The organism is Paraburkholderia sp. BL21I4N1 (assembly GCF_002973525.1).
Classification (GTDB): domain Bacteria; phylum Pseudomonadota; class Gammaproteobacteria; order Burkholderiales; family Burkholderiaceae; genus Paraburkholderia.
Genome location: NZ_PVEN01000001.1, coordinates 711,097 through 725,785, shown reverse-complemented (window position 1 = coordinate 725,785; position 14,689 = coordinate 711,097). Strand labels below are relative to the sequence as shown.

Here is a 14,689-nt window from a genome sequence, read left to right as displayed (position 1 = left end):
CGATCGAATAACCGGTGCCGAACCGGACCAACCAAATGCGCCCGGACCGCCCGCCGACAAACCGCTTACGGCCGGTCGCGACCCAAACACGCCCTGTACACGAAAACGTCTTAAGCGACGGCGGCGCTGGTAAAGTGCGCGTGATCCGGTTGCTTACGTCACGCGTCCACCTCATCGCCCGCCGCAATGCTGCTTAAACCAAACCAACGAAGCGCCCGCAAGCCGAGCTTGCACCATGGTCGCACGCTTGCGGCCGTCGCCGCTTCGAGCCTGTCCCTGCAGGGATGCGCGCTGCGCGGCGCGCCATCGCTTGAAATCTTCGGCGCGTATTTTCCGTTCTGGCTGCTGAGCGGGGTGCTCGGCCTCGTCGGCGCGTTGATCGCCCAGCGGATTTTCTTGACCACCGGCTGGGCCCGGACCGTTCCGTACCTCCTCTTTGTCTGCGTGGCCATCGGGCTGACGGTCGCGGTTCTTTTCTGGCTTTCGGCAACAGGACTGCTCCTATGAAAATCGCCGGCTTGCGCAAAGCCTCGTCCAAGGGCCGCGTCATCGCGGGCGCGATCGTCGTGCTCGGTCTGGCGGCGGCGTACTACGCGCATGACCGCTCCACCCGTTTCCCCTCCACCGACGACGCCACCATCGACGCCGACGTCGTGCACGTGGCGTCGCCGGTGGGTGGCCGGATCGTGCGGCTCCCGGTCGAGGAAAACCAGCGGGTCGCGAAGGGCGACGTGCTGTTCGAGATCGACCCGGTGCCCTACCGTCTCGCGCTGGCGCAAACCCAGGCCGACCTGGAACTGGCGCGCGCCTCGCTCGACACGCGTCGCAAGACGATTGTGGGCGAGCGGGCGAACGCCTCCATTGCCGGCGACCAGACCGGCAAAGCCGCCCACAACTACGAACTGGCCACGCGCACCGTGCAGCGGCTCGCGCCGCTCGCCGCGAAAGGCTACGTGCCCCAGCAGCAACTCGACCAGGCCCAGGTCGCGCAGCGCGACGCCGCGCTGTCGCTGCAGCAGGCTCAGGCGCAGAAGCAGGCGAGCGCGCAGACCATCGGCGAGGAAGCCGACGCGATCGCCACGGTGCATGCCCGCGAGGCGGCGGTCGCGCTGGCCCAGCACGGCCTCGACGACACCGTCGTGCGCGCGCCGCACAACGGCTACGTGACCGGCCTGTCGGTGCTGGCGGGCGAGACCGTGGCGCCGAGCCAATCGATCTTCACGCTGGTTCACGCCGACGAATGGTTCGCCGTCGCGAACTTCCGCGAAGGCTCGCTGGCGCACATCGCGCCGGGCGACTGCGCGACCGTCTATTCGATGATCGACCGCAGCCAGGCGATCCACGGCAAGGTGGTCGGCATCGGCGCCGGCATCGCGGATTCGGACCGCATCAACTTGCCGCGCACCTTGCCGATCGTCCAGCAGTCGGTGAACTGGGTGCGGGTCGCCCAGCGGTTCCCCGTGCGGGTGCGTCTCGACGAACCTGCCGCGCGGCTGGTGCGGGTCGGCGCGAGCGCGATAGTCGAGGTCCGGCATGGCGCAGCCTGCCGGTGAACTGGCCCGCCCGGGCGCCGCGGATATTCTGAAGCTGCTCGCGCCTTATCCGGGGCGCGCGGCGATGGCGACCCGCATCGCGCTGATCTGCGCGCTGACGGTGTTCGTGGCGAGTGCCTACAGCACGCCGGAAGCGGCGCTCTCCGCGTATATCGTGTTCTTTCTCAACCGGCCCGACCGGGTGACGAGCGTGCTGCTCAGCGCCGCGCTGCTGGTGCTGGTCACGCTGGTGATCGGACTCGTGCTCGGCGTGGCGATTTTCGCGCTCGACGATCCGTTGTGGCGAGTCGCGTGTATCGCCGGACTGTCGTTCGGATTGCTGTTCGTGACGTCGGCGAGCAAGTTGCGGCCAGTGGGTGCGACCCTCGCGATGATCGTCGGCTTCGGGCTCGACAAGCTCGGCAGCGTGCCGTTCGGCGAAGTGGCGACGCGCGCGCTGCTCTATACGTGGCTGTTCGTCGCGATTCCGGTCGGCGTGTCGATCTGCGTGAACATGGTGCTGGCGCCGTCGCCGCGACGGCTGGCCGGCCGCGAGCTGGCGAAGCGTTTGCGAGCGGCGGCACGCGGCCTGAGCGAGCCGGACGATGCAGCGCGGGCCGCGCTGACCGCTTGCCTGCGTGACGGCGAGGCGCAACTCGGGACGTGGCTGAAGCTGTCGGTGGTCGACGGCTCGTCGGCGCGCGCGGATATTCCGGCGCTGCGGCAAGCCGTCTCGTCGACGCTGGCGATTCTCGTCGCGGCGGATCTGGCGGCTCGCGAACCGTCGGCGCGCTTGCCCGCGACGTTTGCCGCGCCGCTGGCGGAGACGCTGGAGAATATGGCGCGAATGTTAGACGCCGGCGGGTATCCGGTGGAGATCGAACTTGCGCTGCCTGGTTCGACGGCATTGCCGCCGCTCGTGCGGCTGGTCGTCGACAATCTGCACACGGCGATCACGGGGTTCGCCGTTGTCGAAGCCGCGCAGGAAGGTGACGCGGCGCCATCGGCGCCAGCACCCACATCTGCAACGCCTGCCCCCAAACCCGCCGGTTTCTTCCTCCCCGATGCCTTCACCGATCCCGATCACGTCCGCTACGCGCTGAAGACCACCATCGCGGCGCTGTTCTGCTATCTGCTCTACTCGCAGATCGACTGGCCGGGTATTCATACCTGTTTCATCACGGTCTACATCGTGTCGCTCGGCACCACCGCCGAAACCGTCGAGAAGTCGACGTTGCGAATCGCCGGCTGTCTTGTCGGCGCGCTCGTCGGCACGGCGGCGATTGTGTTCGTGACCCCCGCGCTGACTTCCATCGTCGGCCTGATGGCGCTCGTCATGGTGGGCGCCTGGCTGGCGGCATGGGTTGCGTTCGGTTCGCCGCGGATCGGCTATGCGGGCTTCCAGATCGCCTTCGCCTTTTTCCTGTGCGTGGTGCAGGGCGCGGCGCCCGCCTTCGATCTGACGGTGGCGCGCGATCGCACGATCGGCATTCTGCTCGGCAACGTGGTCGTCTATCTGGTCTTCACGCGAGTCTGGCCGGTGAGCGTCGCCACCCGTGTCGACGTCGCGCTCGCCGCCTTGCAGCAGCAGTGGCAACGACTGACGTCGCCCGCTCAAAGCGGCGCGCGCCGCACTCAGGCCGCGAGCGCGATGGCGCAATACGGCGCCGTGCAACAGGACCTCGCGTTGATGCATTACGAGCCGTCGTGGGTCCGGCCGGAACCTGAGTGGATCGCTGAACGGCGCGACGTGCTGGCCGGCTTCGGCGCGCTCGAAGGACCGATGTTCCTGCTCGCCGAACAACGGCCGGGCGACGTCGCGATCGATAGCTGGCTTCGGCGCATCACGCGCGAGATGCCGCACAGTCAGGCTGCGGTGGCGAGTAAAGAAGCGGCAGTCGCTCACCCCGCGCCACCGGAACCCACGCCCGACGACACACGCGCCGCGTTATTGAAACTCGGCGAAGCACGTCTCACCCAACTCGAACACGCCGCGTCGGACGATGCAGCGAAAGGCCTTGCGACTCATGCGCCGGTTTAACGCACCCTTCGCTCTGGCGATCCTGGCGACGGCGGGTCTGGCCGGTTGCGCGACGTCGTCGCTGGACATGGCGCCGGATAGTCCGGACCGTCCCTGGCAGCCGCGCACGGACGCTTCCGGCGCGATCGTGCCGGGGCCGGCGGGTGCGTCGGGCGCGTCAAGCGCGTCAGGTGCCTCGGCCACTTCGGCCACACCTTCAGGCGGCTACACGCTGCCCGCGAATCCCGCGCTCGCCGCCGTCCCACCCCCGCCCGCCCTGGAGCAAGCGCACGAATACAGCCTGCCGGAACTGATCGATCTCGCGGAATCGGCCAATCCGCTGACCCGCATCGCGTGGAACGACGCGCGCAACGCCGCGCTCGCGGCCGGCATCGCGAAGGCCGCCTACCTTCCGCAACTGTCGGCGGCGGCGATGGGCCTGTACGCCGATGCGCACGGCTCCTCTACCTCGGCACTCGGCGATTCGTCGGCGACCGCGTCGGGGCACGGCGAAACCTCGGTGCTCGCGTTGAACTGGCTGCTGTTTGATTTCGGCGGACGCGCCGCACGCGTCGAAGCGGCATCGCAGGGCTCGGTGATCGCCAACATCGGTTTCACCGCTGTCCATCAGCAAGTGATCTTCGACGTCAGCGTCGCGTTCTACAGCTATCAGGCGGCGCGCGCCCGCATCGATACGACGCGGCAAGGGCTCGACAACGCCGAAGCGATCCTCGCCGCCGCGCAGTCGCGCTACAAGCACGGCGTCGGCACCGTTATCGAAGTCGCGCAGGCCAATCAGAACCGCGCCCAGGCGAAGCTCGCGCTGGTCCAGGCCCAGGGCGCCGAAAGCAACAGCTATCTGACGCTGATCTCCGCGATGGGCATCTCGCCTCTCTCGAAGCCGAAAATCGCGACGCTGCCCACGCACGCGCTACCCGCCACCATGAACGACTCGATCGAACAGATCGTGTCGTCCGCGATCGCGCGACGCCCCGACGTATTGAGCGCTTATGCGGCCGAGCGGGTCAACCTCGCGAGGGTGAAAGCCGCCGAATCGGAGTTCATGCCCAAGGTGTTCGTGTCGGCCTCGGGCGCATACCACACCGGTAGCTCGTCGGTCTCGGCGGTGCCCGCCATCGGTCAGCAACTGCCGACCGTAAACCTGAGCGGTGGTCATTACGGCGGCAGTGTGATCGTCGGCGTCACGATTCCGCTATACGACGGCGGCTTGCGTTCGGCGGTACTCGCGCAGGCGCGCAACGACGCCGACAGCGCGACCACCCGCCTCGCCCGCAGCCGTGAAGAAGCGGTCCGGCAGATCGTCGCCGCGCAGAACACGTTGCAGACGAGCCTGAGCGCCCAGGCCGCCGCAAAAGACCTGCTCGCCGCCGCGCAGACCACTTACGACGCCGCGTTCGACGCCTACCGCCACGGCGTCGGCTCGGTCACGGACGCGCTGCTCGCGCAGAATCAGCTGCTGGTTGCCAAGAATGCCGATGCGGATAGTTACAGCGGCGCATTGTCGGCGGCCGCGGCGCTTGCGCTGGCGACAGGGTCGGTCGATTCGATTCCGGAGACGGGAAGCTGGTGAGCGCTTCGCGCCGCTTTCGTCACGTCACGCCAATCCCGCTGCCTGGGCGACCGTTATCAAACCCAGCCCGACTGCCAGCGCGCCGCTCGCCCGCGCAATGCGGTCACCGCGAGGCAGCAAGCGTTCGGCGGAAATCGCGAGCGTGACGGCGGCCATCACGCGCAAGTCCATCACGCCGCTTACCAGCAGAATCGCGGTAAAACCCGCGCAGCAGTCGCAGCAATGCAGACCGAGACGCACGCCGTGCCGCCAGGCTGAACGGGCATCGGCGGATAAAAGCGACGCGATCCACGGCGCCGATGGTGTCGATGGTGTCGATGAAACCGGCGCCAAAGTCGCACAAGCCGACGCGCGCCGGCAACCGGCAAGGCGCCGCGTTTTCCAGCGGCTGAATTGCCATGCGCCGGCCGCGAGAACGACCATGCCGGCCGCGAACGGCACGCCGCGCGAGAACGCGGCAAAGCGCACTTCCAGCGCGGTCAGCACGGCGCCGGCCACGAACACCACGCCGCCCAACGCGATCCAGACGACGAAATAAGCGACGCCGGCGAGTGCGGTCAGGCCATCGCGACGCGTCGTGGAAACGCCGCGTGAACGCGCTGGCGCGTTCGTCAACGAGCGCCGATAATGCCACAGCATCGGCACGAGCGAAGGCAGCATCATCGCCATCGTCATCACGGTCCACATGCCGATGAACGACGTCGCGACGCCCGCCCATGTCTGCCCGCAGATCGGCCGCCATGCCGCCGACATCGCCCAGCCGCCCGGCATCGGCATCGACAAAGACATGGGCATCGCACCCATCGCGACCGCGGACATGGAGGCGCACATGACGATCGTTGCCGTCACGCTCGCCACGAACAGCGCGGCGGCGACCGCGAAAAACGTTCGATCGCGGTCCACGTTCAAGCGCGCGCCGTCCACGACGAACCTCAGCGCGCCGCGTACTCGTCGTGCCGCTTCCACCACACGCCCGTTTCGTTGCGACCCTTCGGCGCGCGATCGAGCCACTGGTACATCGCCCAGATGCCGTCCACGCCACGCGCGTAAGCCGAATACGTGTGATACACGACGCCGTCTTCGAGCACGAACGCGCTGACGCCTGGGCGGTCCTGCGTGTAGGTCGCCGGATCGGTGCCGCACGTGGCGGCGAACTGCGCGACGGGTTCGGGCACCTGCGCTGCGTCCATTGCATGGCCGCCGCGCTGATAGTTGTATTCGACGCGTCCCTCGCGCTGTTCGGCATCCGTGAACGAGATGTTGAAGTCGAAGTTGAAGTCGCTGCCGTACGACGAGACCCACGGAAACGTCCAGCCCATCCGCTCCCGGTACGCAAGCAGCTTCGCGAGCGGGGCACGCGAGATCGCGCACAGCGTCACGTCATGATTCGCCAGATGCACGACGACCCCGTCGAAGCCGTCCGCGATCGACGAGCATGACGGACAGCCCGCCTTATAGTCCGGTCCGAACATGAAGTGGTACACGATCAGTTGCGAGCGTCCGCGAAACAGTTCGGCAAGCGTCGCGCTCCCCTCCCCGGTATCGAACTGATAAGTCTTGTCGATGCGGACCCACGGCAACGCCTGCCGCTGCCGGACCAGTTCATCGCTCTGGCGCGTCAGCGCCTTTTCCGCGTCGAGCAGCTTGAGCCGCGCTTCCAGCCATTGTTCGCGTGTGCCGGTGGAATGGGATGGGGTCATGTCTCTCTCCGTTGAAAAGCCTGCGCCGTGGGCCCTAAATGATGCAATTGGGTGCGGACGTTTCGATGAGTCCGGCCGGCGTGGCGGTTGTCGGTCGTGCTAGATTAGTCTTCCATCGTCGAACGAGGGGAGTGACAAGTGTGGCGCGATTCGGAGCGGCAATGGATGCGCTAGTCACGGCCGCGGCGCGCGCGCTCGCGGCAGGCGATCCGTTCGGCGCGCTGAACCACGTCGCGTTGCGCGACGACGCGCCCGCGCTCGCGCTGCGCGGCATCGCGATGGCGCAACTCGGCGACCTGCCGCGTGCCAGGGCACTGGTGCGCAGTGCAGCACGCGCGTTCGGTTCGCACGCACCGCTGGCCCGCGCGCGTTGCGTGCTGGCCGAAGCGGAAATCGCGCTCGCATCGCGCGATCTGCGCTGGTCCGTCGACACGCTCGACGCCGCGCGCGCCACGCTCGAAGCGCACGGCGACCGCCTGAATGCCGCGCATGCGCGTTATCTCGACGTGCGGCGCCTCGTGCTGACCGGCTGCCTCGACGATGCCGAACGCGCGCTCGCCCGGCTGGATCCCACGCCCCTGCCGCCCCCGTTGCGGACGGCCCACGAACTGATGAGTGCCGGCATCGCGCTGCGCCGCCGGCAGGCCGCGGCGGCACGCCGGGCCCTCGCGCGCGCCGCGCACGCCGCGCGGCTTTCCGGCATTCCCGCCCTGCTCGCGGAAGTCGACGACGCGGCCTCGATGTTGACCACGCCGGCCGCGCGTTTGCAGACGCGCGGCGCAACACGCGAACTGCTGCTCGACGACATCGAAGCGTTGCTGGCCTCGAATGTGCTCGTAGTGGACGCGTGCCGTCACGTCGTGCAAGTCGCGGATGCAACCATCCCGCTCGCGAGCCGGCCGGTGCCGTTTACGCTCGCCCGCGCGCTGGCCGAAGCGTGGCCCGCCGATGTGTCGCGCGACGCGCTGGTTGAACGCGCGTTCAGGGCGAAACACGCGGACGACTCGCAGCGCGCGCGTCTGCGGGTCGAAATCGGCCGCTTGCGCGCGCTGCTCGAACCGTGGGCAGGCATTCGCGCGACGTCACGCGGCTTCGCGCTCGCGCCGCGCGATGCGGCTGTCGCCGTCGCCGTACTCGCGCCGCCGGTGGACGAACAACACGCGGCGCTGCTCGCCTGCCTCGCCGACGGCGAATCGTGGGCCAGCTCCGCGCTCGCGCTGGCGCTCGGCGCGAGCCAGCGCACGGTGCAGCGCGCGCTCGATTCGCTGGCCTCGGCCGGCAAGGTGCAATCGACAGGACAGGGCCGCGCGCGCCGCTGGATGATGCCGCCCATCCCCGGATTCGCGACAGCTTTGTTACTCCCACCGCTGTTTCCAGACGATTAGGATGCCCACATGAAACGATCCAATGCCACCATCCTCCGTGAATACGGACCTTTTCCGGGCATCGAGCGCGTCCATGGCGTCACGTACGACGGCGAACGCGTGTGGCTCGCAACCGGCGACACGCTGACCTCGCTCGACCCGTCGAGCGGCGAGACGCTGCGTTCGATCGACGTCGCCGCGCACGCGGGCACCGCGTTCGACGGCCGGCATCTGTATCAGATCGCGGACGACCGCATCCAGAAGGTCGATCCGCAAAGCGGTCAGGTGGTCGCCACCATCCCCGCGCCAGGCGGCGCGGGCGCCGATTCGGGCATGGCCTGGGCCGAAGGCTCGCTGTGGGTCGGTCAGTACCGGGAGCGCAAGATCCATCAGATCGACCCGCAGACGGGCGCGATTCTCCGCACGATTCAATCGAACCGCTTCGTGACCGGCGTCACCTGGGCGGGCGGCGAGTTATGGCACGCCACCTGGGAGGACGACGCGAGCGAACTGCGGCACATCGATCCCGTGACGGGCGAAACGCTGGAGAGCGTCGCGTTGCCGGAGGGGGTCGGCGTGTCGGGACTCGAATCCGACGGTGCCGACCGGTTTTTCTGCGGCGGCGGCGATAGCGGAAAAGTGCGGGTGGTCCAGAGGCCGCCGGCCGAACGCGCGCGGAACGAGCCCGAGTCGGAGCCGGCGTCGTGAGCGGGCCTTAGCCACCGTCACCGCCGCCGTCGCGTATGTCGATCGTCAGACGCGGGGAAAGTCGTTAAGGTCGTAGGTCATGTTGCCGATCATTGCATCCAGCGAGTTGTTCGCGGCCTGGATGCGGCGAAGATCGTCCCTCAGCTTCCGCAGACGATCCAGCGTGTTCTCCGATGCGTGACGAGCCGCGTCGGCCGCGGCTACGATAACGTCTATTTCGAGCTGCGTCGTCCGCTCGAGTTGCCGCCCGTCCTCACGGTGCCTCCGCTTGTCGGCGAGCTCCTGCTGAGCCGACTGTCGAAGCGCCTGCACCTCTCTTCGCACGCCTTCGACGCCGCCCTCCGCCACGGCAAGCGAGAGACGGGAATCGTCCGATCTCCGCTGTGCGTCCTGTTGGGCTTGCCTCAGGTTCGCGCTGGGCGCGTCGGCCGCCCGGACTTGCGCATTGATCGCCGTCAATTCGTTTTGAGCTTGCCGTCTGGTCGTCCTTGCCTGCTCAAGGCGCTGTTCCGCCGCAGCGAGTTTTCTGGTCAGATCCTGTCCGAGCGAACCGCCTTTCAGCCCGACTTCGTCATGCCGTTCATAGTCGCCGTGCTGGTTCAGCCGAACGGGAATGCCCGGTTTCGCCGGATTGTCCGGCTGGTAAACGCGCTCGGTCCGATGATCGCGGTCGAAGCGGATCGCGTAAGCGTGCTTGCCGTCGCTAATGTAGCGCCGCCCTTTCTCGTCGATCTGAACGCCGGGATGGACGAGATCGGAACGGAGCGTGCCGCTGGGGTGCGCAATGTACGCGGCGGGCAGATCGCGTGGAGGCATCGCATTGCCGGTATCCGCATGACCATCCTCGATGGACAGGTGAATCAAAACCGGCGCCGAGGTGCGCGGCGCTTCGGGCTGGTGAGGTTCCGGCGGAATGTGCGCGGACTCCGGACGAACGTGGAAACTGCTGACGGAAGGAAACATACGCTACCTCGTCTCAGTGTTAAGTGCAGGTGGCGTCCGCGCCGATGCACGGACAGCTCCATGACAACCGATCCACTGAATCAAAAGGTAGTAGCTGTGTAGCGGCAAGACGTGCATGCGCCGGCCGGGCGACGCATGCGACTATTTCCTCGTGACCACCGCCGGAAAAACCATCGCCGCCCTCGTGCCCGGACCGGTTTTCCGCGGCGAACGCGATAGCGGATAGGACGCGTGGTCCGGCAGCCGTCCGATGAACCCGCAGCCGCCGAACCGGAATCGACTTGCTGATGCGCTAGGTGCCGCGATCAAGGCAGTGCGGTTTGCTAGAGGTAAGGAACGTCGGCCAGATCGCGATTCAGTTGGTCGATGTTTCGATCCAACGCCGCATTCGCGTCCTGGACTCGGCGAAGATCATCCTGCCGCCTCCGCAGATTGCCCTGCACTTCCGTCACGGACACGCCGCTCTGAAACGGCGTCACCTGCAGGAGATTGATTTCGAGCTGCGTGGCCGCCTCGGAACGTACGCCGTCCTGCCGACGCGCCTGCATCCGCGTCAGTTCGTCCTGCGTCCTTTGCCGAAGCTGACGCGCTTGCTGCCGTACGCCTTCGACGTAGTCCTCCGCGCCGCGAAGGTCGGCCTCGCGCCGCCTCAAGACCTGATTCGCGGCCTGCAATCTGGTCTGCGCGTCGGCATTGAAATCTGGCGACCGGCGGATTTCGTTTTCGATCGATTCCAGAACGACTTTGGCGTCATCCACCTCGCGCCTGCACCGCTCAAGCGATCCTTTCGCCACGTTATAAGCGCTCTGAATCTCTCGCCCAGGTGAACCGCCCTTCAGCCCGACGTCTCTGTGCCGCTCATACTCGCCGGCCCCATTAAGCCTCACGGGAATGCCGGGTTTCGCCGGATTATCCGGTTGAAAGACGCGCTCGGTCTGATTGTCTCGGTCGAAACGAACTGCGTACGCATTGGCGCCGTCATGGATGAAGCGTTGACCTCTGTCGTCGATCTGGATACCGGGATGGACGAGATCCGGATAAAGCTTGCCGCTGGGCTTCGAGACATAGTCCGCCGGCAGGCGCGGTCCGGCTGACGCATCGGCATTGCCTGAAAGGGCATCCACGCCCGGTGCGTGAATCGATAGGAACACGGACGGCGCGGAGCGCCCGGGTTGATGAGGTTCTCCCGGCACGTGTCTTGGCTCGGGATGAAAATGGAAACCACTGACCGATGAAAACATGGACTTACCTCGTCTCGGTGTTAAGGACGCCCGCTCCGACGCGCGGACAGCACCATGACAACCGATTTAGCAAATCACGAGGTAGTAAATAAATGCCTGCGCGAGGACATGCCCCGCAAACCGGTGGACCGCGCTCACTTCCCCGATGCCGGAAAAACCACCGACGCCCGCAGCCCCCGCCCATCCACACCGTCTTCGAGCCGCACTTCCGCGCGGTGCGCCCGTGCGATTTCCCGCACGATGGCCAGCCCCAACCCGCTTCCCTCCTCGCCGGAAGCGCGAAAGAACGGTTCGAACACGCGCTCGCGCAACGCAACGTCGATGCCTGGTCCTTCGTCGGTGACGGTGACGACCCAGCGTCCTTCGTGCGCCGCGAGATCGAGCGCCACGTGACCGTCCGCCGGCGTGTAGCGGATCGCGTTGTCGAGCAGATTGAACAGCAGAACGGAGAGCAAGGGTTCGTTGCCCATCACCTCAGCATCCTCGTCGAGCCGCGCCGACAACTCGACGCCGCGACGCTGGGCAAGCAGCGCCAACTGTTCGATGGTTGCGGTCGCCACGGCGCGCAGATCGACGGGCACGCCCTGAAAATCGGCGTAATCCGCGGCTTCCGCCTGCGCCAGCAGCAGCAACTGATTGGTGAGCGCCACCAGCGAATGATTGCTGCGATGCATCGCCAGCAACGTCTCCTTGATTTGCGCGAGATCGTCCTGGCGACGCGCGTATTGCAACTGCGTGCCGAGCAACGTGAGCGGCGTGCGCAACTGATGTGCCGCGTCCGCAATGAAGCGCCGCTGCATCGCCGTCTTGCGTTCGATGATGTCGAGGCATTGATTGAACGCGCTGACGATCGGCCGCAATTCGTTGCGCAGCGGATCGGCGCGCACCCGCAGCGACGCGTTCGGCGCGCGCGCGAGCATGTCGTTCGCGAGGCGCATCAAGGGCCGCAGCTCGAAGGTCAGGCCGACGCAGACCAGCACCACGGCAATCCCGACGATGCTCGCGAAATGCAGCATCTGCGGCTGCCATAGCGCGGCGGCGGTGGCGTCGCGTTGCAGCAGCGTGCGGCCTACCGACACCACCACCTGTTTGACCGCGCCCGCGTCGTACATCGGCCGGATCAGCGACACCGCGCGGATCGGATGACCGCCGACCGTCGCGTCGTACCAGAGCGGCGATTCGTCGGGCACGCGTTGCGGAAAGTCGGACGTGCCCGCGATCGTCGCGCCGCCCGCTTCGCGGATACTGAAATACACACGGTCGCCGGCCGGCGAACTCAGAATCTCGATCGCGCTCGGCGAGATCTCCGCGTGCAGATAACCGTTCTTCCACTCGATGTCGCCCGCCATCACGCGCGCGGACGACAGCAGCGCTTCGTCCTGCAACAGCCGCGCGGTGCGCGCGGCGTTGTCGTGGGCGATCAGGCCGGCGGCGATCACGTAGACCGTCATCGGCAGCAGCAGCCATAACAGCAGCCTGAGCCGCAGGCTATTCGTCATCGGCGCCGTCTTCCAGCAGATAGCCGAGACCGCGCAACGTGATGATCGTCGCGGTACTTTTTTCGAGCTTTTTGCGCAGCCGCGAGACGTAGATTTCGATCGCATCTTCGCTGGTCATCGCGTCGCCTTTGCTAAGCGAATCCGCGAGCATGGTCTTCGCGACGGTCTTCTTGGCGCGCAGTATCAGCGCTTCGAGCACCGCATGTTCGCGCGGCGTCAGCGCCAGCGGCTCGCCTTCCACCGCGAACTGGCAGCGGTCCATGTCGTAGGTGAGATTGCCGCATTTGAGTTTGTTCGAGCGCGACGGCGCCTGGCGACGCGCCAGCACTTTCACGCGCGCGACCAGTTCGCGCGCGTCGAACGGCTTGACGATGTAGTCGTCCGCGCCCGCGCCGAGCAGCACCACTTTTTCGTCGACGGCGCCGGTGGCCGTGAGGATCAGCACCGGCGTCGTGTCCTCGCGCTCGCGCATGCGGCGCAACACGCTTTTGCCCGATAGTTGCGGCAGATTCAGATCGAGCAGCACCACGTCGTAGGGGACGGCGCGCAGCGCGCTCTCCGCCGCCTCGCCGTCGCTGACACGGTCGAGCATGAAGCCGTCGTCGAGCAGAATCCGCGCGAGCCAGTGCGCGAGCTGGTCATTGTCTTCTACGAGCAGTAGCCTCATTCCTTCCATCCCCAAAGCGTTCATGCGGTCTTGTATTGCTCCCGTGCCGGCGCGGAACGGTACAGGACCAGCGTGGCGACCACGCCGCACACAGCGGCGAACGACATCCACGCGCCCGGCGAAGCCTTATCGCCGGTAGTATGAATCAGCCACGTCGAGATTGCCGGGGTGAATCCGCCGATCACGGTGGCGAGGCTATACGCCATCGAAAAACCGGTGGTGCGCACATGAGCCGGCATCAATTCCGTCAGCGCGACAACCATCGCGCCGTTGTACCACGCGTAGAGCACCGACAGCCAGAGCTCGACCATCAACAGACGCCCGAACGACGGTTGCCCGACCATCCATTGCATGACCGGATAGGCGGTCAGAATCGCCAGCACCGTGCAGGCCAGCAGCACCGGACGACGGCCGATACGGTCCGACACGGCGCCCGCGATCGGCAGCCAGATGAAGTTCGACACGCCCACACACACCGTCACCAGCAGCGCGTCGAGCGAGGACAGCTTGAGCACGACCTTGCCGAAGGTCGGCGTGTACGCGGTAATCAGATAAAACGACGCGGTCGTCATGATGACGAGGCCCATGCCGGCGAGAATCAGGCGCGAGTGCTGCACCATCGATCTGGCGATTTCGCCCATGCTCGGGCGATGCCGGCGCGCCGCGAATTCCTCGGTTTCCTGCAGCGAACGGCGCACGTAGAACAGGAACGGCACGATCATGCAACCGACGACGAACGGAATGCGCCAGCCCCATGCGTTCATTTCCGAAGCCGGAATCAGGCGGTTCAACACCACGCCGAGCGACGCCGCGAACACCACGGCGACCTGCTGGCTCGCCGACTGCCACGAGCAATAGAAGCCGCGATTGCCCTTGGTCGCGATCTCGGACAGATAGACCGACACGCCACCCAGTTCGACACCTGCGGAAAAGCCTTGCAGCAAGCGCCCGAACAGCACGACGGCCGGCGCCAGCAGACCGATCGCCGCGTAGCTCGGCACGAACGCGACGCACGCGGTGCCGATCGCCATCAACGTCAGCGACAGAATCAGGCCCTTGCGACGGCCATGATGGTCGATGTACGCGCCGAGCACCAGCGCACCGATGGGACGCATCAGGAAGCCCGCGCCGAATACGGACAACGCCAGCATCAGCGACGCGAATTCGTTGCCGGTCGGAAAGAACGTGGCGGCGATCGCGGCCGCGTAGTACCCGTACACGGTGAAGTCGTACATCTCGAGGAAGTTGCCGCTGGTGACGCGGAACACCGCTTTGACGCGCGATTCCCTCGGCGTGGGCGGTGCGTCGGCGGACGCCGTGGCGTCGATCGTGGAGGGTGATGTCATGGTGACCTCGGTAGTTGAGCCCGGCGTCGATCGTCGGGTTGATCTCGGTAGTGCGGGA

At 66.5% G+C, this 14,689-nt stretch carries 13 protein-coding genes; 6 read left to right on the top strand and 7 right to left on the bottom strand.

Annotated elements, in window-relative coordinates; genetic code table 11:
- The first annotated feature begins 186 nt into the window (after positions 1-186).
- The 4 genes from B0G83_RS03095 to B0G83_RS03080 are packed head-to-tail and all read left to right on the top strand — an operon-like array spanning position 187 to position 5,143.
- Entirely contained in the window at positions 187-507 is a 321-nt protein-coding gene (locus B0G83_RS03095) for a hypothetical protein (protein ID WP_258167661.1), read from the top strand.
- Positions 504-1,553 (top strand): multidrug transporter subunit MdtN, encoded by a 1,050-nt coding sequence (gene mdtN, locus B0G83_RS03090; RefSeq protein WP_105505932.1) that lies wholly within the window; start codon positions 504-506, stop codon positions 1,551-1,553. Before B0G83_RS03095 ends, mdtN begins: the two co-directional genes overlap by 4 nt.
- Complete coding sequence (locus B0G83_RS03085) at positions 1,534-3,573, top strand: FUSC family protein (protein ID WP_105505931.1); 2,040 nt, start codon at positions 1,534-1,536, stop codon at positions 3,571-3,573. The genes mdtN and B0G83_RS03085 overlap by 20 nt, the downstream gene beginning before the upstream one ends.
- A complete protein-coding gene (locus B0G83_RS03080; RefSeq protein ID WP_105505930.1) occupies positions 3,560-5,143 on the top strand; it encodes a TolC family protein in 1,584 nt (527 codons plus the stop codon). The genes B0G83_RS03085 and B0G83_RS03080 overlap by 14 nt, the downstream gene beginning before the upstream one ends.
- Before the next feature lie 24 nt (positions 5,144-5,167).
- On the opposite strand, the gene B0G83_RS03075 is transcribed toward B0G83_RS03080, so the two are convergent.
- Both B0G83_RS03075 and B0G83_RS03070 read right to left on the bottom strand, forming a co-directional pair.
- On the bottom strand, positions 5,168-6,046 hold the full coding sequence (locus B0G83_RS03075; protein WP_258167660.1) for a DUF2182 domain-containing protein: 879 nt from the start codon (positions 6,044-6,046) through the stop codon (positions 5,168-5,170).
- A gap of 29 nt (positions 6,047-6,075) precedes the next feature.
- Entirely contained in the window at positions 6,076-6,843 is a 768-nt protein-coding gene (locus B0G83_RS03070; RefSeq protein ID WP_105505929.1) for a DUF899 domain-containing protein, read from the bottom strand.
- A gap of 161 nt (positions 6,844-7,004) precedes the next feature.
- Here B0G83_RS03070 and B0G83_RS03065 point away from each other — a divergent pair, with 161 nt between their 5' ends.
- Both B0G83_RS03065 and B0G83_RS03060 read left to right on the top strand, forming a co-directional pair.
- Positions 7,005-8,228 (top strand): helix-turn-helix domain-containing protein, encoded by a 1,224-nt coding sequence (locus tag B0G83_RS03065; protein ID WP_105505928.1) that lies wholly within the window; start codon positions 7,005-7,007, stop codon positions 8,226-8,228.
- A 9-nt stretch (positions 8,229-8,237) separates the two neighbouring features.
- Entirely contained in the window at positions 8,238-8,915 is a 678-nt protein-coding gene (locus tag B0G83_RS03060; protein ID WP_105505927.1) for a DUF5074 domain-containing protein, read from the top strand.
- A gap of 45 nt (positions 8,916-8,960) precedes the next feature.
- Here B0G83_RS03060 and B0G83_RS03055 read toward each other — a convergent pair whose 3' ends face one another.
- The 5 genes from B0G83_RS03055 to B0G83_RS03030 form a co-directional block, all read right to left on the bottom strand.
- A complete protein-coding gene (locus tag B0G83_RS03055) occupies positions 8,961-9,779 on the bottom strand; it encodes a hypothetical protein (RefSeq protein WP_146120147.1) in 819 nt (272 codons plus the stop codon).
- Between the two features lie 422 nt (positions 9,780-10,201).
- Positions 10,202-11,119, bottom strand: a complete 918-nt coding sequence (locus tag B0G83_RS38020; protein ID WP_146120146.1) for a hypothetical protein — start codon at positions 11,117-11,119, stop codon at positions 10,202-10,204.
- 134 nt (positions 11,120-11,253) lie between these two features.
- Positions 11,254-12,618, bottom strand: a complete 1,365-nt coding sequence (locus B0G83_RS03040) for a sensor histidine kinase (protein ID WP_105505923.1) — start codon at positions 12,616-12,618, stop codon at positions 11,254-11,256.
- Positions 12,608-13,285 carry a response regulator transcription factor gene (locus tag B0G83_RS03035; RefSeq protein WP_105506563.1) on the bottom strand — a complete coding sequence of 226 codons (678 nt, stop codon included), beginning with the start codon at positions 13,283-13,285 and terminating at the stop codon, positions 12,608-12,610. Before B0G83_RS03035 ends, B0G83_RS03040 begins: the two co-directional genes overlap by 11 nt.
- A gap of 20 nt (positions 13,286-13,305) precedes the next feature.
- On the bottom strand, positions 13,306-14,631 hold the full coding sequence (locus B0G83_RS03030; protein WP_105505922.1) for an MFS transporter: 1,326 nt from the start codon (positions 14,629-14,631) through the stop codon (positions 13,306-13,308).
- Between the last annotated feature and the right edge of the window lie 58 nt (positions 14,632-14,689).

Coding starts and splice junctions, on each gene's coding strand:
- B0G83_RS03095 (WP_258167661.1), top strand. CDS start 187: ATGCTGCTTAAACCAAACCAACGAAGCGCCCGCAAGCCGAGCTTGCAC.
- mdtN (WP_105505932.1), top strand. CDS start 504: ATGAAAATCGCCGGCTTGCGCAAAGCCTCGTCCAAGGGCCGCGTCATC.
- B0G83_RS03085 (WP_105505931.1), top strand. CDS start 1,534: ATGGCGCAGCCTGCCGGTGAACTGGCCCGCCCGGGCGCCGCGGATATT.
- B0G83_RS03080 (WP_105505930.1), top strand. CDS start 3,560: ATGCGCCGGTTTAACGCACCCTTCGCTCTGGCGATCCTGGCGACGGCG.
- B0G83_RS03070 (WP_105505929.1), bottom strand. CDS start 6,843: ATGACCCCATCCCATTCCACCGGCACACGCGAACAATGGCTGGAAGCG.
- B0G83_RS03065 (WP_105505928.1), top strand. CDS start 7,005: ATGGATGCGCTAGTCACGGCCGCGGCGCGCGCGCTCGCGGCAGGCGAT.
- B0G83_RS03060 (WP_105505927.1), top strand. CDS start 8,238: ATGAAACGATCCAATGCCACCATCCTCCGTGAATACGGACCTTTTCCG.
- B0G83_RS38020 (WP_146120146.1), bottom strand. CDS start 11,119: ATGTTTTCATCGGTCAGTGGTTTCCATTTTCATCCCGAGCCAAGACAC.
- B0G83_RS03040 (WP_105505923.1), bottom strand. CDS start 12,618: ATGACGAATAGCCTGCGGCTCAGGCTGCTGTTATGGCTGCTGCTGCCG.
- B0G83_RS03035 (WP_105506563.1), bottom strand. CDS start 13,285: ATGAGGCTACTGCTCGTAGAAGACAATGACCAGCTCGCGCACTGGCTC.
- B0G83_RS03030 (WP_105505922.1), bottom strand. CDS start 14,631: ATGACATCACCCTCCACGATCGACGCCACGGCGTCCGCCGACGCACCG.